The organism is Klebsiella sp. DY2415, from assembly GCF_026314315.1.
Lineage (GTDB): Bacteria > Pseudomonadota > Gammaproteobacteria > Enterobacterales > Enterobacteriaceae > Klebsiella > Klebsiella ornithinolytica.
On the sequence record NZ_CP111115.1, the window covers coordinates 3,241,157 to 3,258,921 of the forward strand.

Genomic DNA, 17,765 nt, shown 5'->3' on the forward strand with positions numbered 1-17,765 from the left:
ATCAGTGTCGACAGTATATGGCGATAGCAGAAACCGTACTTTGCGTTATTTGTCCGGGCGTTTCCTGTTTTTTGTCTTTATGCAGAAGTGTGAAAGGAATCACATGCAAGGAGGGTAGCGCAGAGAAATCCGGCGGGTGCCCGCCGGATTTAATCAGATTAGCCGTTGCTACGACTTCCGCCCGAACGGCGGTTGTTGCTGTTCCCCACCTGAGAATGGCGTTTCACCGCGCGACGAATCTGATTCGCCTTCATACGGCGGCGATCTTTCTCTACCGCGACTTTCGAGGTGGTTTCTGCAGGCAGCTCAACCAGCTCACGCAGGTAGTTGGTTTGCGCCAGATCCAGCTCGGTATAACCACCGCGCGGCAGGCCTTTCGGCAGCGGAATATCGCCGTAGCGAACGCGAATCAGGCGACTGACCTGCACGCCAACCGCTTCCCACAGGCGGCGCACTTCACGGTTGCGCCCTTCGGTCAGCGTGACGTTGTACCACTGGTTAATCCCTTCGCCACCGGCAAACTTAATCGTTTTAAACGCCGCCGGGCCATCTTCCAGCTGCACGCCGCGCGACAGCTGACGCAGTTTGTCGTCATCAACCTGACCGAATACACGCACGGCGTACTCACGTTCCACTTCGCGGCTCGGGTGCATCAGACGGTTTGCCAGTTCGCCATCGGTCGTGAACAGCAGCAGACCGCAGGTGTTGACGTCCAGACGCCCCACCGCAATCCAGCGCGCGCCGCGCAGTTTCGGCAAACGGTCAAACACCGTCGGGCGACCTTCAGGATCGTTACGCGTACAGAGTTCGCCTTCCGGCTTGTAATAGGCCAGGACGCGGCAAATCTGCTCAGCGGACTCTTTCACCGAAATCAGATGACCATCGATACGAATTTTTAAACCAGGAACCACTTCTACACGATCGCCGAGGGTGGCGACTTTACCATCGACGCTGACCCGGCCAGCTTCGATTTTAGATTCAATTTCACGGCGGGAGCCGTGGCCAGCGCGGGCCAGCACTTTCTGTAATTTCTCGCTCATTGAGCTTCCTTAAGGTGTCGCCTTCCCAGGCGTCTGGTATACTTTATAAAACAACAGGTTAATATTTATAACCTATTGTTCTGTAGCTACTTTTTGCATCAAAGGCCGTCGCTATCTTCCGCAGAAGCCGCACGCGCCCGTATACGTGGGCGGCCATTCTACACTAACTTGAAAATGAATGCTTCTTCGCGTTTCAATCGCCTGGCGACATCTCTGCATATCGTCGGCACCTCGCCTCCATTATGCGCCAGATTGTCTCTTTTATCCTGCTGACCGCCGCCGTTTCAGGCAGATTTTTCCTCTTTCGCTCCGTCATTCCCCTCGTCATTCTGATAATAAAATACCCCCGTTTCACAGCGGAAACTGGCGAACTCCGCCGGCCGGTGAAAATAGTCTCCCTGAGCTTTCTGGCAGCCCAACTGCTGCAGCTTCACCGCTTCGTCTTCAATCCCCTCGGCAATCAGCGGCACGTGAATCTTCTTCCGGCTTTTTACGCCGGCCTTCAAGCACCCGACTGTGAGCGCGAGACGGATCGCTATACCGTAGCGAGGCTGGCAATATCATAGCGTTGATGCTAAGTATCCACCGCAACATGAATGTTATCTTCACATAAACATTGGGCGGGAGGCTGGGCCGGGCGGTCGCGAAAGTCCCGCCCGGAGAGAAGAGGTTTACAGGAATGGCTTCACATCGCCGACGCCTTCACGCAGCACCACCGGCGCATCTTCGGTCAGATCGATGACGGTGGTCGGCTGCTGGCCAAGATAGCCACCGTGGATAATCAAATCCACCAGCTTCTCCAGCCGGTCTTTGATCTCTTCCGGGTCGGATTCGGTGAATTCGCTACCGGGCAGCATCAACGAGGTCGACAGCATCGGCTCGCCGAGCGTCTCCAGCAGCGCCTGGGCTATCGGGTTCGACGGCACGCGCATCCCGATGGTCTTACGCTTCTCCTGCAGCAGGCGACGCGGTACCTCTTTGGTCCCCTTGAGGATAAACGTGTAGTTGCCCGGGGTGTTATTTTTTATCAGGCGAAACGCGACGTTATCGACAAACGCGTAGGTCGACAGCTCAGACAGGTCGCGGCACATCAGCGTGAAGTTGTGGCCATCAGGCAGCTGACGAATGCGGCAAATACGCTCCATCGCACCTTTATCTTCAATCTTACAGCCCAGCGCGTAACCGGAATCCGTGGGATAAACGATCACCCCACCCTTACGCACAATCTCCACCGCCTGGTTAATCAACCGTGCCTGCGGGTTGTCTGGATGGATATAAAAAAACTGGCTCATACTTCCCTCTCAATTTTATTCTGCGGCCGTTTCCCAGCTGTGCCAGATCCCTTCCACACCAGCGGGTAGCCAAAGTTTGCGGCCCAGCTCGATCCACGGACAAGGCTGATGAAAATCAGAGCCTTGCGAACCCAGAAGACCAAACTGCACGGCGTACGCGGCAAGCTGCGTACGTTCATGGGGCGCCTGCTGACATTGCGCCAGTTCCATCGCATCGCCACCCTGCTCGCTGAAGTGGGCCAACAGCCGTTTCAGCCACTTGGCGGAGAGGTCGTAACGCCCGGGATGGGCGATAACCGCTTTGCCGCCAGAATGATGAATGACATCAATCGCTTGTTTTATTGTACACCACTGCGGCGGAACGTATCCGGTTTTCCCGCGGGCGAGATATTTTTTAAAAACGTCGGCAATATTGCTGGCATAGCCGGCTTCCACCAGGAAACGCGCGAAATGTCCGCGGGTTACCGCGCCGCCGTCGGCAAGCTTCATGGCCCCCTCCCAGGCGCCTGGAATCCGCGCTTTCTCCAGCCGTTCGGCGATCATCTGCGCGCGCAGCTGGCGACGCGCCTTCTGCTCTTCCAGAAGCGTGGTCAGCGCCGGGTGCGCAATATCAATATTCAACCCGACAATATGAATTTCGTGGTTTTCCCACAATGTTGAAATTTCCACCCCGGTCACCAGCGTGAGCGGTAAGCCGGCGCGGGCGATTTCGGCGCGAGCGGCGGGAATCGCCGCCACGGTATCGTGGTCGGTAATCGCCAGCGTCCCGACGCGCATCTGGTGAGCGCGATGAACCAGTTCTTCCGGAGTCAGCCGCCCGTCAGAGGCGGTGGTGTGGCTGTGCAGATCGTAAATCACTGCGTAATGGGTGTCGCTCAAAGAGACTCCTGCTGGACATGGACTTAAATTAGCGCATTATCATAACGACTCGCGGAGAAAATCTGCAAACAGGGGTTGACTTTATTCCTCTGGACTAGTTAACTAGTACGCAAGTTCACATGAAGGGGTATCACGATGAAAACGCAATTTATCACTCTGCACGGCTGGTGGCGCACCTCCTGATATCGGGCGGCGTGATCGCGTTTTGCACTCAGCATACAGATACCCGGCCCGCCAATGAGCGGGCTTTTTATTGGACAAATTATTATACCGAAAGGCGAGAACAATAATGCAAACATCAAAACCGGCACTCGAGCTTCTCACCAGCGACGCCATCTATCGCGAAAACCCCACGGCGCTGTTTCACCAGCTGTGCGGCGCCCGCCCGGCCACGCTGCTGCTGGAATCGGCGGACATCGACAGCAAAGACGATTTAAAAAGCCTGCTGCTGGTTGACAGCGCGCTGCGCATTACCGCATTAGGTGACACTGTCACCCTGCAGGCGCTTTCTGCTAACGGCGCGGCCCTGCTGGATTTACTGGATAATACTCTGCCTTCGGGCATCGGCAATCAGCGCCAGCCCAATAGCCGGATCCTGACCTTCCCGCCCGTCAGCGCGCTGCTGGATGAAGATGCCCGCCTGTGCTCTTTATCCGTCTTTGACGCCTTCCGTCTGCTGCAGGAGCTGGTCACCGTTCCGCCGGACGAGCGTGAAGCGATGTTCTTCGGCGGCCTGTTTGCCTATGACCTGGTGGCCGGTTTTGAAAATCTGCCGCCGCTGGAAAGCGACACCGCCTGTCCGGACTACTGCTTCTATCTGGCCGAAACCCTGCTGGTTATCGATCATCAGACCAAAAACACCCGCATTCAGTCGAGCCTGTTCACCCCGCTGGAAAATGAAAAACAGCGTCTGATACAGCGGATTGCCCAGCTTCGCCAGCAGCTTAACGAGCCGCCGGCGCCGCTGCCGGTGACTAAAGTCGAATCGATGACCTGCGACTGCGATCAGAGCGATGAAGAGTACGGCGCGGTGGTACGCAAAATGCAGCGCGCCATTCGCGCAGGTGAAATCTTCCAGGTGGTGCCATCCCGTCGCTTCTCTCTGCCCTGCCCGTCGGCGCTGGCGGCCTACGACGTCCTGAAAAAGAGCAACCCCAGCCCGTACATGTTCTTTATGCAGGATAACGACTTCTCTCTGTTTGGCGCATCGCCAGAGAGCTCGCTGAAATATGACGCCGTCAGCCGCCAGATTGAGATCTACCCGATTGCCGGTACCCGCCCACGCGGTCGTCGCGCCGACGGGTCGCTGGATCGCGACCTCGACAGCCGTATCGAACTGGAAATGCGCACTGACCATAAAGAGCTTTCCGAGCATCTGATGCTGGTTGACCTGGCGCGTAACGACCTCGCGCGAATCTGTACGCCGGGCAGTCGCTACGTCGCCGACCTGACCAAAGTTGACCGCTACTCCTTTGTAATGCACCTGGTGTCCCGCGTGGTGGGCGAACTGCGTAGCGACCTCGACGTCCTGCATGCTTATCGCGCCTGTATGAACATGGGCACCCTGAGCGGCGCGCCGAAAGTACGCGCCATGCAGCTTATCGCCGCCGCCGAAGGCAAACGCCGCGGCAGCTACGGCGGCGCGGTGGGTTACTTTACCGCCCACGGCGACCTCGATACCTGCATCGTGATTCGTTCTGCCTATGTGCAGGACGGCATCGCCACCGTCCAGGCCGGCGCCGGTATTGTTCTGGATTCGGTGCCTCAGTCCGAAGCGGATGAAACCCGTAATAAAGCTCGCGCGGTGCTGCGCGCAATTGCTCAGGCCCACCACGCTAAGGAGACTTTCTGATGGCCGACATTCTGCTGCTCGATAATATCGACTCTTTTACCTATAACCTGGCAGACCAGCTGCGCGCGAACGGCCATAACGTGGTGATTTACCGTAACTCGGTTCCGGCACAGACCTTAATTGAGCGTATTGGTACGATGGATAATCCGGTACTGATGCTCTCTCCGGGGCCGGGGACTCCCAGCGAAGCGGGCTGCATGCCGGAGCTGCTGACCCGGATGCGTGGCAAACTGCCCATCATCGGTATCTGCCTCGGTCATCAGGCCATTGTTGAAGCTTACGGCGGCTACGTCGGCCAGGCCGGCGAAATCCTCCACGGCAAAGCCTCCAGCATCGAACATGATGGCCAGGCGATGTTTGCCGGACTGACCAACCCGCTGCCGGTGGCGCGTTATCACTCGCTGGTGGGCAGCAATATTCCGGCCGGGCTGACCATCAACGCCAACTTTAACGGGATGGTCATGGCGGTACGTCATGATGCCGATCGCGTTTGCGGCTTCCAGTTCCATCCTGAGTCGATTCTCACCACCCAGGGCGCACGTCTGCTGGAGCAGACCCTGGCATGGGCGCTGCAGAAACTCGAGCAGACCAACGTGATTCAGCCGATCCTCGAGAAGCTGTATCAGGCGGAAACCCTGAGCCAGCAGGAGAGCCACCTGCTGTTCTCTGCGGTGGTGCGTGGCGAGGTGAAACCCGAGCAGCTGGCTGCCGCGCTGGTGAGCATGAAAGTGCGCGGTGAACAGCCGCAAGAGATTGCCGGCGCCGCAACCGCCCTGCTGGAAAACGCCGCGCCGTTCCCGCGCCCGGATTACCTGTTCGCCGATATCGTCGGTACCGGCGGCGACGGCAGCAACAGCATCAACATTTCTACCGCCAGCGCCTTTGTGGCCGCGGCCTGCGGCCTGAAAGTCGCCAAACACGGCAACCGCAGCGTATCGAGCAAGTCGGGCTCTTCCGATCTGCTGGCGGCGTTCGGTATCAACCTGGATATGAATGCCGATAAGTCCCGCACCGCGCTGGATGAACTGGGCGTCTGCTTCCTGTTTGCGCCGAAGTATCACACCGGTTTCCGCCATGCGATGCCGGTTCGCCAGCAGCTGAAAACCCGCACGCTGTTCAACGTGCTCGGGCCGCTGATTAACCCGGCGCATCCGCCGCTGGCGCTGATTGGCGTCTACAGCCCGGAACTGGTGCTGCCGATTGCCGAAACCCTGCGCGTGCTGGGCTACCAGCGTGCTGCGGTGGTTCACAGCGGCGGGATGGATGAAGTGTCGCTGCATGCGCCGACGGTGGTCGCCGAGTTGAATAACGGGGAAATCAAAAGCTATCAGCTGACGGCCAATGACTTTGGTCTCACCCCTTACCATCAGGAGCAGCTGGCCGGCGGCACGCCGGAAGAAAACCGTGACATTCTGACGCGCTTGCTACAAGGTAAAGGTGAAGCCGCTCACGAAGCCGCCGTCGCCGCCAACGTCGCCATGCTGATGCGCCTGTACGGGCATGAAGACCTGAAGGCCAACGCTCAGCGGGTGATCGACGTGCTGCGCAGCGGAGCGGCCTATGACAGAGTGACCGCATTAGCGGCAAGAGGGTAAATAATGCAGACCGTTTTAGCAAAAATCGTTGCCGACAAAGCGATTTGGGTAGAAGCCCGCAAACAACAGCAACCGCTAGCCAGTTTTCAGAACGACGTCGTCCCGACTCAGCGTAATTTTTACGATGCGCTCGCCGGTACGCGCACCGCGTTTATTCTGGAATGCAAAAAAGCGTCTCCGTCGAAAGGACTGATTCGCCAGGATTTTGACCCGGCGACCATCGCCGGCGTCTATAAAAATTATGCCTCGGCCATCTCGGTCCTGTGCGACGAGAAATATTTCCAGGGCAGCTTCGACTTTCTGCCGATCGTCAGCGCCATCGCGCCGCAGCCGATTCTGTGCAAGGACTTCACCATCGATCCTTACCAGATCTACCTGGCGCGCTACTACCAGGCCGACGCCTGCCTGCTGATGCTGTCGGTGCTGGATGACGATAGCTACCGTCAGCTGGCCGCCGTGGCCCATAGCCTGAACATGGGCGTGCTGACTGAAGTCAGCAACGAAGAGGAGCTGGAGCGCGCCATTGCGCTGAAGGCTAAAGTGGTCGGGATTAACAACCGCGACCTGCGCGATATGTCGATTGATCTGAACCGCACCCGCCAGCTGGCGCCGCGCCTGGATCATGATGTGACGGTGATCAGCGAATCCGGTATCCATACTTACGCCGAAGTGCGCGAACTCAGCCATTTTGCCAACGGTTTCCTGATCGGTTCCGCCTTGATGGAACAGGCGGATCTCGATGCTGCGGTGAAGCGCGTGCTGCTCGGCGAGAATAAAGTTTGCGGCCTGACCCGGCCTCAGGATGCACAGATCGCCTGTGAATCCGGAGCAATTTATGGCGGACTGATTTTTGTTCCCTCCTCGCCGCGCGCCGTCAACGATGCCCAGGCGAAAGAGATTATTCAGTCCGCTCCACTGCGCTACGTTGGCGTCTTCCGCGATGCGCCCGTCGAGGCGGTCGCCGCCCGGGCAGAACAGCTTCAGCTGGCGGCAATTCAACTGCACGGCAGCGAAGATCAGACCTATATTGACGCCCTGCGTGCGGCCCTTCCGCAGTCGGTGCAGATCTGGAAAGCCCTCAGCGTCAGCGACACGCTGCCCTCACGTCACTTCACCCATGTCGATAAGTATGTTTTCGATAATGGCCAGGGCGGTAGCGGCCAGCGTTTCGACTGGACGCTGCTGCAGGGCCAGGACCTGCGTAATGTCATTCTGGCAGGCGGCCTGGGCGCCGATAACTGTGTAGAAGCGGCGAAAAGCGGCTGTGCCGGACTCGATTTCAATTCAGGCGTAGAGTCGCAGCCGGGTATTAAAGATCCCAGCAAACTGGCTTCGGTGTTTCAAACACTGCGCGCATATTAAGGAGCAATAATGAGCACTTTACTTAATCCCTATTTTGGCGAATTTGGCGGTATGTACGTCCCGCAGATTCTGATGCCCGCCCTGCGCCAGCTGGAAGAAGCGTTCGTCAGCGCGCAGAAAGATCCTGCCTTTCAGGCGGAATTTACCGACCTGCTGAAAAACTACGCCGGTCGTCCAACGGCGCTGACTAAATGCCGTAACCTGACCGAAGGGACCCGCACCACGCTGTATCTGAAGCGCGAAGATCTGCTGCACGGCGGCGCGCACAAAACCAACCAGGTGCTGGGTCAGGCGCTGCTGGCTAAACGGATGGGTAAAACCGAAATTATCGCCGAAACCGGCGCCGGTCAGCACGGCGTGGCGTCCGCACTCGCCAGCGCTCTGCTCGGCCTGAAGTGCCGCATCTATATGGGCGCAAAAGACGTCGAACGCCAGTCGCCGAACGTGTTCCGCATGCGATTAATGGGTGCCGAAGTGATTCCGGTGCACAGCGGTTCCGCCACGCTGAAAGATGCCTGTAACGAAGCGCTGCGCGACTGGTCTGGCAGCTATGAGACCGCGCACTATATGCTCGGTACCGCGGCGGGCCCGCACCCGTTCCCGACCATCGTACGTGAATTCCAGCGCATGATTGGCGAAGAGACCAAAGCGCAAATTCTTGAAAAAGAAGGACGTCTTCCGGATGCGGTCATCGCCTGCGTCGGCGGCGGATCCAACGCTATCGGTATGTTTGCTGACTTTATCGATGAAACCAACGTCGGTCTGATCGGCGTCGAGCCTGCGGGTCACGGGATTGAAACCGGTGAACACGGCGCGCCGCTGAAGCATGGTCGCGTCGGCATCTACTTCGGTATGAAGTCACCGATGATGCAAACCGCAGACGGCCAGATTGAAGAGTCCTACTCCATTTCCGCCGGTCTGGATTTCCCGTCCGTTGGCCCACAGCACGCTTTCCTCAACAGTACCGGCCGCGCCGATTACGTGTCGATCACCGATAACGAAGCGCTGGAGGCCTTCAAAGCGCTCTCCCGCCATGAAGGGATTATTCCGGCGCTGGAGTCCTCTCACGCTCTGGCACATGCGCTGAAAATGATGCGTGAAAACCCGGAAAAAGAGCAGCTGCTGGTGGTTAACCTGTCCGGTCGCGGCGACAAAGACATCTTCACCGTACACGATATTCTGAAAGCGCGAGGGGAAATCTGATGGAACGTTATGAGACGCTGTTTGCACAACTGAAAACCCGCCGGGAAGGCGCGTTTGTTCCCTTCGTCACCCTCGGCGATCCGAACCCTGAGCAGTCGCTAAAGATCATCGATACGCTGATTGAAGCCGGTGCCGACGCCCTGGAACTGGGGATCCCCTTCTCCGATCCGCTGGCGGATGGCCCGACGATTCAGGGCGCAACCCTGCGCGCCTTTGCCGCGGGTGTCAATCCAGCGCAATGTTTTGAAATGCTGGCGGCGATTCGCCACAAACACCCGACTATTCCGATTGGCCTGCTGATGTATGCCAACCTGGTATTCAGCCCGGGTATTGATGAATTTTATGCCCAATGCGAGCGAGTGGGCGTCGATTCGGTGCTGGTCGCCGATGTCCCGATTGAAGAGTCCGCCCCGTTCCGCCAGGCGGCGCTGCGCCATAATATCGCGCCGATCTTCATCTGCCCGCCTAACGCCGATGATGACCTGCTGCGCCAGATTGCCTCCTGGGGCCGCGGCTATACCTACCTGCTGTCACGCGCCGGCGTGACCGGAGCGGAAAACCGTGCCGCGCTGCCGCTGCACCACCTGGTGGAAAAGCTGGCCGAATATAACGCCGCACCGCCGCTGCAGGGCTTTGGCATCTCCGCGCCGGAGCAGGTGACCGCTGCACTTGAAGCCGGAGCTGCCGGAGCGATTTCCGGTTCAGCGATCGTGAAAATTATCGAGCGCAATGTTAACGATCCGCAGACCATGCTGGCCGAGCTCAAAGCATTCGTGCAGAGCCTGAAGGCAGCGACTAAAGCGGCATAACTTGCCTCCGCCGCCTGGCGCCAGTGCCGGGCGGTTATTTCCGCTGCAAGCTGTCGGCGTATTTGCGCGTCAGACGAAACAGCGCCTCAACCTCTTCCTCACTCCACTCTGCCAGTACCTGATTCATCAGCCGTGTCCTCGCCACCGCGATGCGTTCAATCACGGTTTTTCCCTGCTCGCTCAAGGTGACTTCGCTGATCCGCCGATCGTGGATATTAGGCTGTTTGAGCGCCAGTCCCTGCGCCTCCAGTTTTTTTACCTGCCGACTGACGGTGGTGTAATCGCGCCCCAGACTATCCGCCAGCTCCACAACGCCCACCGGCCCGTAGCGTCCGATGGCCACCAGCAGTGGAAACAGGATTTGATCGATTTGCACATCCGCGGCCTGAAGCAGCTGTTCATCGCGAACGGGCTGGTTCATCACGCTAATGATATCGAGCAGCGCGCCGTGGAAATCGGTAATATCGTAATTATTATGTGCATCTTGCATATATTTTTTAACCGGGTATAGTGCCGTTATCTATTATGTGCATTTTACACATAATTGCCTTCAGGAGATAACATTATGAAAGCAGCCGTAGTTTTCGATCTGCAACAGGGTCCTGTCTGGGCCGATTTTACCGATCCTCAGGCCGATGCCCGTCACTCCCTGGTAAAAGTGAATGCCGCCGCCATCAGCCATGTGGTGAAAGGTCGCGCCTCCGGTAAGCATTACAGTTTCGACGGCCGGCTACCGTTTGTGGTCGGCATTGATGGCGTTGGAACGCTGGCCGATGGGCAGCGGGTCTATTTTGCCTTCCCCACTGCGCCCTGGGGCAGCATGGCGCAGTGGGCGCCGGTCGCCGTCGAGAACTGCCTGCCTTTACCAGATAACCTGGATGATATTACCGCCGCGGCGATGGCAAATCCTGGCATGTCCGCCTGGGCGGCGCTCGTAAAGCGTGCCGGACTGGCTGCCGGAGAGAGCGTACTGATCAACGGCGCAACCGGCAGCGCCGGTCAGCTTGCGGTACAGATTGCCCGCTTCCTCGGCGCAAGGAAGATCATCGTCACCGGCCGGAATACCCAGATGCTGGCCGCCCTCGGCGCCGACGTCTGCATCGACTTAACGGCAGACGATCTGACGCTACAGGCACAATTCAGCGAACAGGCGGCGCAGCAGGTTGATGTGGTGGTGGATTATCTCTGGGGCCGCAGCGCCGAACTGATGCTGCCGGCGCTGGCGAAACACAGTCCAGGCAACGCGCCGGTGCGCTACGTCCAGGTGGGTTCGCTTTCCGGCGCTGAAATTGCGCTCAACGGCGCGGTACTGAGAGCGGCCCCGCTGCAGCTGATGGGCAGTGGTATCGGTAGCCTGTCGATGCCGCAGCTGCTGGCGGCAACCGGTGAAATGCTGCAGGCTGCCGTTGCAGGTGGTTTTACCATCGCCACCACCCCGCTTGCGCTCAGCGAAGTAGCGAGCGCATGGCCGCGTGATAACAGCCAGAAACGGACCGTATTTCTGCTCAGCTAAAAAAACGCTTCCGCACAAAAGATGGGGTTGATATCTTAGATGAGAACCATTATCTTTCTCATTACCGAATAGTTGAGCAAAACACTCAGGTATTCGGTACGACATTGCTCACATTGCTTCCAGTATTTTTCGCCCGCACTTGTGCGGGCTTTTTTTTGCCATCATGCCACCGGCCGACACACGCTCAACACCTGCTGGCGTAGCCAGGCATGACCGGGGGCAAGCTCCTGACGCGGATGCCACATCTGCGAGACGGTAATCTCCGGTGTGCTGACCGGCAGTTCAAAGGCGACGATGCCCTCCTGCAAGCCATGACGCAGGCAAGAGGCCGGGACCAGCGCCACCAGCTGCGAGCCTCGGGCAACCGCCAGCGCAGCGGTAAAACCCGGCACCACCGCCGCAATTTTGCGGCTCAGCCCCAATTCCGCCAGCGCCTGATCAACGGGTCCGTGCACCATCCCGTGGCGGGAAACAATCACATGTTCGCAGGCGGCATAACGCTCGCGAGTGATTTGTCCTCCCTGCGCCAGCGGATGTGTTTTAGCCACTACGCCAACAAAACGATCGCGAAACAACGCCTGCAGCCGAATTTCCGGTCCCATATTTTTCAGCACCCCAATCTCCAGATCCACGCTCCCGTCGCGCAGAAACTGCGGCCCTTTTTCACTTTTGGCGACGAAGTTAAGCTTCACTCCCGGCGCCTGCGCCGCGCAGGCGCAAATTAGTGCCGGGGCAAAAGCGTCAACAAATCCCTCGTTGGTACGCAGAGTAAAGGTTTGCTCCAGCGTCGGAAGATGAAGCGGCGCAGCGGCGTTGTTGAGCACCGAACGCATCTCAGACACCACGTTTTGCGTTCGCGCTTTTAAGTTTTGCGCATGCGGCGTTAAGACCATTTTGCGCCCGGCTCTCACCAGTAACGGGTCACCGGTGACCTCACGCAGACGGGTCAGGGTGCGGCTCATCGCCGAGGCGCTGAGACCGGAGCGGCGCGCCGCCCCCGCCACGCTCTCTTCCGCCAGTAAAATATCCAGCGCCACGAGTAAATTGAAATCGGGATCGGTCATTTAAGTTCCTGGGTTCAGTCATGGCGTCTGCTGCAGCATATTACTGCAAATGCTGCGCCTTCCGCCTGATATGTCCTATGACTATAGTCATGGACTCACGCTTTGCTCAGGAGTTTTATTATGACCACGACCGTTCCTACCGTACTGATTGTCGGCGCTTCACGCGGCCTCGGCCACGCGATGGCTGCTGAATTTCTGCGCCATGGCTGGAATGTAATCGGCACCGTTCGCGATATTCAATCCACCACTCCGCTTCATCAACTCGCGCAGGAAAACCCCGATCGGGTACGCCTGGAAACGCTGGATGTGTGTGATGATGACCAGCTGGCCGCGCTGGATACAAAGCTCTCCGCTGACCGCCTGGCGATGCTGTTTGTTAATGCGGGAACCACCAATCGCGATCCGACGCAGACCATTGGCGAAGTCTCCACCGCGGAATTTGTTGAGGTGATGCTGACCAATGCCCTTGCGCCAATGCGGGTACTTGAACGCCTACAGCACCACGTGACGCCGCAGGGGCTGCTGGGCGCGATGTCCTCAGGCCAGGGTAGCCTGACCAATAATCTCCGCGGCCAGCGCGAGCTCTATCGCGGCAGCAAAGCAGCGCTGAATATGTTTATGCGCAGTTTTGCCGCCCGCTCGGCATCACGTCCGCTGGTGGTGATGGCACCGGGATGGATTCGAACCGCGCTGGGTGGCGATGACGCGCCGCTGAGTATCGAAGAGACGATTCCTCATCTGGTTACCGTGCTGCTGGCGAAACAGCAGAGGCCTGGTCTGGAGTACCTGGATTATCAAGGAAGAACCGTGCCGTGGTGATCGGTTTAATGGACGACGCACAACCATCCCGGCGTCCCTGACTCTTGTTTCAGGGCATGTAGCCGGTTTGATGATTCACGACCGGCTGCTTACTTGATATAGGAGTCGAGGACCTTGAGGACAACGTCCAGATCGGTTTCTCGCTTCGCCTCATCCCCTTCATGAACAATGTGCTCGACCAAATGGCCCTTAATGACCTCACGCATTAATCCATTGACCGCCCCGCGTATTGCGGCGATCTGTTGGAGTACAGCGGCACATTCATGCGGTTCATCGAGCATTTTTTTCAGCGCAATGACCTGCCCCTGTATCTTGTTGGTGCGGGCTTTAAGCTTTTTTTGATCGCGGATGGTATGCGACATGCTGCAATCTCCCATGGAAAAATCATGCTGATTATACCATTACGATTCTACTGGGGGGTAGTATTTGGTACTGGGGGGGAGTAGAATCCAGACACCCTCCACGACCCAGAATTCGACTCATGACCGACTTTACAACGCTGCTCCAGCAGGGAAACGCCTGGTTCTTCATTCCTGGCGCGGTGCTCCTTGGCGCGCTTCATGGACTGGAACCAGGACATTCAAAAACGATGATGGCGGCCTTCATCATCGCCATCAAAGGGACGGCCAGACAGGCTGCCATGCTCGGGCTCGCAGCCACTCTTTCACACACCGCCATCGTCTGGTTGATTGCTTTTGGCGGAATGTACATCAGTAACCGCTTTACCGCAGAATCAGCTGAGCCGTGGCTGCAGCTGGTTTCTGCCATCATCATTCTCGGCACCGCCGTCTGGATGTTCTGCCGAACCTGGAGGGGAGAAAAAGACTGGCTGGCCGCCCGACAGGAGAGCGAACGGCATCATCATGATGAATCAAAACTGATTGATACCGGTCATGGCACAGTGGAACTGTCCATTTTTGAACAAGGTCAGCCGCCACACTGGCGCATACGCACGCTCAGCGGTAAAGAGTGGGATGCCGGTACTGTTTCGTTAGTGACGCAGCGAGAAACGCCCGCTGGTACGCAATCATTTGATTTTGTCGATTGCGGCAGCTATCTGCAGTCAACATCCCCCATTCCGGAACCACATGATTTTGTCGTTCGACTGTCGCTGGGACATCGCGGCCATGTCCATGATTACGATTTGGAATTTTGCGAGCATGAACATACGCACGATCATACGGAACTTGAAGGACTGGATATCAATTCCGCAGAGTACCGGGATGCTCACGAACTGGCCCACGCGCACGACATTGAAAAACGGTTCACCGATAAAGAGGTCACCAACGGGCAGATTTTACTTTTTGGCCTGACCGGCGGATTAATCCCCTGTCCCGCAGCCATTACGGTGATGTTGATTTGTATCCAGATCAAAGCCCTGGCGCTGGGCGCAACGCTGGTGGTGAGTTTTAGTATTGGACTTGCCCTGACGCTGGTGACGGTGGGGGTGGGTGCCGCAATCGGCGTCCGTCAGGTCGCCAGACGCTGGGACGGCTTTCATACCCTTGCCCGCAGAGCGCCCTATTTTTCAAGCCTGCTGATTGCCGTCATGGGGATCTATCTGGCTATCCACAGCGGGATCGTCCTGCTGCGCTAATCCTGTTCATCTTATTCCTCTTGTTCCTCTTCTTCCCGCTGAGTATCAAGAAGATGAACAGGCTGACTGACCATAACCCCGCGGATTAATAGCCGGCGGCTTTATTCGCCGCCTTTATCCGCTCGGTTCTCGCCACTTTTCCTTATGCTCTGGGCACGTGGATACACGCTGCTCTTATATAGCCAGCGATCATCCGTTAAGTCCAGCGCTCGCCCTTCTCGATCGGAAATCACCTTTATATACCGGTGTCCTTCGTAAAAACGACTTCGCCCACATGACATATGCATGGCCGATAACGTTTTTTGTTCTGGCAAGTCCACGTCTTACAGACCAGAACATTATGCCGTCAACCGCATAACATCCAGCTTCGATTATCTATAAGCATAAGTATTACAATAATGCTCATTCAACTGTATGATGTTACTCATCGAATAACCTTAACCGTAGGGAAAACAACATGCCAGATTTTTCTTTAATATTTTTTGGTGCCATTCTATTAAGCTTCCTGGTTTATGTGATAAGAAGCATAATGAAATCACACAATAAAAAAGAAACTATATTTAGTATTTTAATGTGGATAATACTAGCCTTTTCTATAGCATACATTTCTTTTTCAGATAATGCCGTTGAAGCCTTTCTTTACTTATCATCCATATCAGTAATCCTGTTCTTTACAGTAGTCATATTAAGCACCTTAATTGATTTTATACTGATCAAGACATGCATAGCGCGAGCTTTAAAAAAAATACACTCCCCAAAAAAACTCGACATCCATGATATATTCAAGCTAAAAAAAATCAATTTTTTACTCCAATAAAGCATGGTACATAGCATATTCAACAATCAATGGCTTCACTCTTATAGGCATAAACAAATTCAAAGACAAACCACATTCGAATAAACAGTTTAACATGAAAGCCTTAAGTGGTGAAAATTATCGCACCGACTCAATAGCACCCTTTCAGGAAGAAGAGATGGGTAAAGTCTCTTTCATTTGCCCCTTAAAAGAATTTTATGATTCCGGAAAAGCAAATAGAAAAATAGTTTATGATTATTTATTAAAATTAAAAAATGAAAAGTTCTAGTTTTTTTATTCTGTCGTCACTATTGAAAACTTGTCCTGTAGAAAGCCCTCAGCGTTAACTGTGAGCTTTAGTCATCCCTGCGACTCAGAAATGCAGGTGTCACGGCGTTCGCTGGATAACAACAAGTCACGCTGCAGCGCGTCTTCGAGGCGTTTATACATCACGCTCTGAACGCCTCGATGTCAATATTCAGGCTAACAGCATAATGCTGCCCGGGCATACCAGACAGGTACAGTGATTCTCGGGGGAAAGAGTGGAAAAACTGGCCGTATAACGACCAGCTTTGCAGAAGGGTTTTGCAGAAGTTTTGTAGAGGAACTCAGAACCGGTAGCCGGCAGAGAACATAAACACCCACGGGTCGATACGGGTACTGACTTTCTGGTCCACGCCGCCGGCTTTAAATTTCACATCGGTGTCGATATCCATGTACCACACCGACATGTTCAGCAACCAGTCGCGGTTAATCAGGTAATCCAGCCCCACCTGACCTGCCGCTCCCCAGGAGTCTTTAAGACTCAGATCGCTCAATCCGGCATTTTTACCGGTGTCATTAAAGTCTGCATTAAAGAAAGTGGTGTAGTTAATACCTGCCCCGATATACGGGCGCACTTTGCTCTGGGCATCGCCAAAGTACCATTGCGCCATCAGCGTTGGCGGCAGCTGATGCACGGTGGCGATGGTCCCGGTCGGGCCGGTGCCAACCTTGTGACGAAATGGCGTAGCCGCCAGCAGTTCAACGCCGATGTTGTCCGTCGCCATATAGGTGAAGGTCAAGCCCAGCTGCGTGTTATTACTGACGTTAAACCCACCCAGACTGCCTAATACGTTATCAGAACCTTCCGTCGGTCGAACGGTGGCAGAACCCGCGCGAATAAAGAACTCCCCGGCTTCATGCGCCCAGACGCTGCCGGAAAGGGTACTCAAAATAATGCCAACCGCTGCTAACTTTTTCATATCCACTTCCTCATTATGGTTATTCAGCGCGGGCCAATATACCCATAACGAGTTACCTTTGATCCGTTCTGGATCACATAAAGTTGTAAGATTTAACATTTATTGATCCAGATTAATTTTTACTTTCATGGCGATACCAAAAAACTCACATTCGCATCAATTTTCACTGTTCGAGTCGCAAAAATTTTTTCCCGCCTCTTGCCGCCCTCGATGCGTCTGGATAATTTATCTGCCGACAATCTGTGTTGATGCGTTTTTATCAGGTGTAATCATGAGTGAAATCAACCCGTGCATGACGTGCGGTGCCTGTTGTGCGTATTTTCGAGTCTCTTTCTACTGGGCGGAAGCCGATGATGCCGGCGGCGTTGTGCCGACCAGGCTTACCGAGCCGCTCACCCCTTTTCTGCGCTGCATGAGCGGCACCAACCAACGACAAATCCGCTGCGCCGCCCTCAAAGGTGAAATCGGTGAATCGGTGCACTGCTCAATTTATCGGCATCGCCCCTCTCCCTGCCGCGAATTCAGCCAGTCCGGTGAAGGCGGCGAGGTAAACGAAGCCTGCAACCGGGCCCGCGCCCGCTACGGCCTGCCGCCGCTCATCCCTCTTTACAAAGATATACTTAGCCTGACAGCGGCAGAGGCTGCTACCTGCGAGGGATTTGCGGTACAATCGCCGGCTAGTTAACACCTGCAATACTCA

The 17,765-nt window shown here is 55.9% G+C and carries 18 protein-coding genes, 1 pseudogene and 1 other annotated feature; of the genes and pseudogenes, 10 read left to right on the plus strand and 9 right to left on the minus strand.

The genetic code is table 11. The features are described 5' to 3' along the window. Nucleotides 1–158: 158 nt before the first annotated feature. From rluB to rnm, 4 genes are all read right to left on the minus strand, one after another. A complete protein-coding gene (rluB, locus tag OQV00_RS15390; protein ID WP_004861010.1) occupies nt 159–1,040 on the minus strand; it encodes a 23S rRNA pseudouridine(2605) synthase RluB in 882 nt (293 codons plus the stop codon). Between the two features lie 284 nt (nt 1,041–1,324). After that, on the minus strand, nt 1,325–1,510 hold the full coding sequence (locus OQV00_RS15395; protein ID WP_048024428.1) for a diguanylate cyclase: 186 nt from the start codon (nt 1,508–1,510) through the stop codon (nt 1,325–1,327). Between the two features lie 201 nt (nt 1,511–1,711). Then, a complete protein-coding gene (locus OQV00_RS15400) occupies nt 1,712–2,332 on the minus strand; it encodes an L-threonylcarbamoyladenylate synthase (RefSeq protein ID WP_004861005.1) in 621 nt (206 codons plus the stop codon). A gap of 15 nt (nt 2,333–2,347) precedes the next feature. Further along, on the minus strand, nt 2,348–3,211 hold the full coding sequence (gene rnm, locus OQV00_RS15405; RefSeq protein ID WP_004861003.1) for an RNase RNM: 864 nt from the start codon (nt 3,209–3,211) through the stop codon (nt 2,348–2,350). Between the two features lie 159 nt (nt 3,212–3,370). Next, nucleotides 3,371–3,466: a sequence feature (Trp leader region), on the plus strand. A 34-nt stretch (nt 3,467–3,500) separates the two neighbouring features. On the opposite strand from rnm, the gene OQV00_RS15410 reads away from it, so the two are divergent. Genes OQV00_RS15410 through trpA form a run of 5 tightly spaced genes read left to right on the plus strand, consistent with a single transcriptional unit; the run spans nt 3,501 to nt 10,032 of the window. Further along, nucleotides 3,501–5,063, plus strand: a complete 1,563-nt coding sequence (locus OQV00_RS15410) for an anthranilate synthase component 1 (protein ID WP_004861001.1) — start codon at nt 3,501–3,503, stop codon at nt 5,061–5,063. Further along, entirely contained in the window at nt 5,063–6,658 is a 1,596-nt protein-coding gene (gene trpD, locus OQV00_RS15415; RefSeq protein ID WP_004860999.1) for a bifunctional anthranilate synthase glutamate amidotransferase component TrpG/anthranilate phosphoribosyltransferase TrpD, read from the plus strand. The genes OQV00_RS15410 and trpD overlap by 1 nt, the downstream gene beginning before the upstream one ends. Before the next feature lie 3 nt (nt 6,659–6,661). After that, a complete protein-coding gene (trpCF, locus tag OQV00_RS15420; RefSeq protein WP_015584574.1) occupies nt 6,662–8,020 on the plus strand; it encodes a bifunctional indole-3-glycerol-phosphate synthase TrpC/phosphoribosylanthranilate isomerase TrpF in 1,359 nt (452 codons plus the stop codon). 9 nt (nt 8,021–8,029) lie between these two features. Then, nucleotides 8,030–9,223, plus strand: a complete 1,194-nt coding sequence (gene trpB, locus OQV00_RS15425; RefSeq protein ID WP_004860995.1) for a tryptophan synthase subunit beta — start codon at nt 8,030–8,032, stop codon at nt 9,221–9,223. Beyond that, nucleotides 9,223–10,032, plus strand: a complete 810-nt coding sequence (trpA, locus tag OQV00_RS15430; protein WP_032724694.1) for a tryptophan synthase subunit alpha — start codon at nt 9,223–9,225, stop codon at nt 10,030–10,032. The genes trpB and trpA overlap by 1 nt, the downstream gene beginning before the upstream one ends. A 34-nt stretch (nt 10,033–10,066) precedes the next feature. On the opposite strand, the gene OQV00_RS15435 is transcribed toward trpA, so the two are convergent. Next, nucleotides 10,067–10,522, minus strand: coding sequence for a MarR family winged helix-turn-helix transcriptional regulator (locus OQV00_RS15435; RefSeq protein ID WP_032717281.1), 456 nt, complete (start codon nt 10,520–10,522; stop codon nt 10,067–10,069). Nucleotides 10,523–10,597: 75 nt separating this feature from the next. On the opposite strand from OQV00_RS15435, the gene OQV00_RS15440 reads away from it, so the two are divergent. After that, a complete protein-coding gene (locus OQV00_RS15440; RefSeq protein ID WP_015584577.1) occupies nt 10,598–11,545 on the plus strand; it encodes a quinone oxidoreductase family protein in 948 nt (315 codons plus the stop codon). Nucleotides 11,546–11,706: 161 nt separating this feature from the next. On the opposite strand, the gene OQV00_RS15445 is transcribed toward OQV00_RS15440, so the two are convergent. Next, complete coding sequence (locus OQV00_RS15445; protein WP_015584578.1) at nt 11,707–12,609, minus strand: LysR family transcriptional regulator; 903 nt, start codon at nt 12,607–12,609, stop codon at nt 11,707–11,709. A gap of 120 nt (nt 12,610–12,729) precedes the next feature. Here OQV00_RS15445 and OQV00_RS15450 point away from each other — a divergent pair, with 120 nt between their 5' ends. Next, the gene (locus OQV00_RS15450) at nt 12,730–13,428 is read left to right on the plus strand and encodes an SDR family NAD(P)-dependent oxidoreductase (RefSeq protein WP_100662964.1); all 699 of its coding nucleotides are present in this window, start codon (nt 12,730–12,732) and stop codon (nt 13,426–13,428) included. Nucleotides 13,429–13,517: 89 nt separating this feature from the next. On the opposite strand, the gene rcnR is transcribed toward OQV00_RS15450, so the two are convergent. Continuing rightward, nucleotides 13,518–13,790, minus strand: coding sequence for a Ni(II)/Co(II)-binding transcriptional repressor RcnR (gene rcnR, locus OQV00_RS15455; RefSeq protein ID WP_004860981.1), 273 nt, complete (start codon nt 13,788–13,790; stop codon nt 13,518–13,520). A gap of 119 nt (nt 13,791–13,909) precedes the next feature. Here rcnR and OQV00_RS15460 point away from each other — a divergent pair, with 119 nt between their 5' ends. Continuing rightward, nucleotides 13,910–15,025: a nickel/cobalt efflux protein RcnA gene (locus OQV00_RS15460; RefSeq protein WP_004860978.1), complete on the plus strand. Its 1,116-nt coding sequence runs from the start codon at nt 13,910–13,912 to the stop codon at nt 15,023–15,025. 185 nt (nt 15,026–15,210) lie between these two features. Here the strand turns inward: OQV00_RS15460 and OQV00_RS15465 are convergent. After that, a pseudogene (locus OQV00_RS15465) lies at nt 15,211–15,379 on the minus strand (ISL3 family transposase); the annotation flags it as partial. A gap of 557 nt (nt 15,380–15,936) precedes the next feature. Here OQV00_RS15465 and OQV00_RS15470 point away from each other — a divergent pair. Next, nucleotides 15,937–16,110 (plus strand): hypothetical protein, encoded by a 174-nt coding sequence (locus OQV00_RS15470; RefSeq protein WP_155117242.1) that lies wholly within the window; start codon nt 15,937–15,939, stop codon nt 16,108–16,110. Between the two features lie 319 nt (nt 16,111–16,429). On the opposite strand, the gene ompW is transcribed toward OQV00_RS15470, so the two are convergent. Next, complete coding sequence (ompW, locus tag OQV00_RS15475; RefSeq protein ID WP_015584581.1) at nt 16,430–17,065, minus strand: outer membrane protein OmpW; 636 nt, start codon at nt 17,063–17,065, stop codon at nt 16,430–16,432. 271 nt (nt 17,066–17,336) lie between these two features. Between ompW and OQV00_RS15480 the strand changes: the two genes are divergently transcribed. Beyond that, a complete protein-coding gene (locus OQV00_RS15480; protein ID WP_004860973.1) occupies nt 17,337–17,750 on the plus strand; it encodes a YkgJ family cysteine cluster protein in 414 nt (137 codons plus the stop codon). Nucleotides 17,751–17,765 lie beyond the last annotated feature (15 nt).

What these genes read in the sequence shown, in the direction of transcription:
- rluB (WP_004861010.1), bottom strand. Translation starts at nt 1,040, where the DNA reads ATGAGCGAGAAATTACAGAAAGTGCTGGCCCGCGCTGGCCACGGCTCC.
- OQV00_RS15400 (WP_004861005.1), bottom strand. Translation starts at nt 2,332, where the DNA reads ATGAGCCAGTTTTTTTATATCCATCCAGACAACCCGCAGGCACGGTTG.
- OQV00_RS15410 (WP_004861001.1), top strand. Translation starts at nt 3,501, where the DNA reads ATGCAAACATCAAAACCGGCACTCGAGCTTCTCACCAGCGACGCCATC.
- trpD (WP_004860999.1), top strand. Translation starts at nt 5,063, where the DNA reads ATGGCCGACATTCTGCTGCTCGATAATATCGACTCTTTTACCTATAAC.
- trpCF (WP_015584574.1), top strand. Translation starts at nt 6,662, where the DNA reads ATGCAGACCGTTTTAGCAAAAATCGTTGCCGACAAAGCGATTTGGGTA.
- trpB (WP_004860995.1), top strand. Translation starts at nt 8,030, where the DNA reads ATGAGCACTTTACTTAATCCCTATTTTGGCGAATTTGGCGGTATGTAC.
- trpA (WP_032724694.1), top strand. Translation starts at nt 9,223, where the DNA reads ATGGAACGTTATGAGACGCTGTTTGCACAACTGAAAACCCGCCGGGAA.
- OQV00_RS15435 (WP_032717281.1), bottom strand. Translation starts at nt 10,522, where the DNA reads ATGCAAGATGCACATAATAATTACGATATTACCGATTTCCACGGCGCG.
- OQV00_RS15440 (WP_015584577.1), top strand. Translation starts at nt 10,598, where the DNA reads ATGAAAGCAGCCGTAGTTTTCGATCTGCAACAGGGTCCTGTCTGGGCC.
- OQV00_RS15445 (WP_015584578.1), bottom strand. Translation starts at nt 12,609, where the DNA reads ATGACCGATCCCGATTTCAATTTACTCGTGGCGCTGGATATTTTACTG.
- OQV00_RS15450 (WP_100662964.1), top strand. Translation starts at nt 12,730, where the DNA reads ATGACCACGACCGTTCCTACCGTACTGATTGTCGGCGCTTCACGCGGC.
- rcnR (WP_004860981.1), bottom strand. Translation starts at nt 13,790, where the DNA reads ATGTCGCATACCATCCGCGATCAAAAAAAGCTTAAAGCCCGCACCAAC.
- OQV00_RS15460 (WP_004860978.1), top strand. Translation starts at nt 13,910, where the DNA reads ATGACCGACTTTACAACGCTGCTCCAGCAGGGAAACGCCTGGTTCTTC.
- OQV00_RS15470 (WP_155117242.1), top strand. Translation starts at nt 15,937, where the DNA reads ATGAAAGCCTTAAGTGGTGAAAATTATCGCACCGACTCAATAGCACCC.
- ompW (WP_015584581.1), bottom strand. Translation starts at nt 17,065, where the DNA reads ATGAAAAAGTTAGCAGCGGTTGGCATTATTTTGAGTACCCTTTCCGGC.
- OQV00_RS15480 (WP_004860973.1), top strand. Translation starts at nt 17,337, where the DNA reads ATGAGTGAAATCAACCCGTGCATGACGTGCGGTGCCTGTTGTGCGTAT.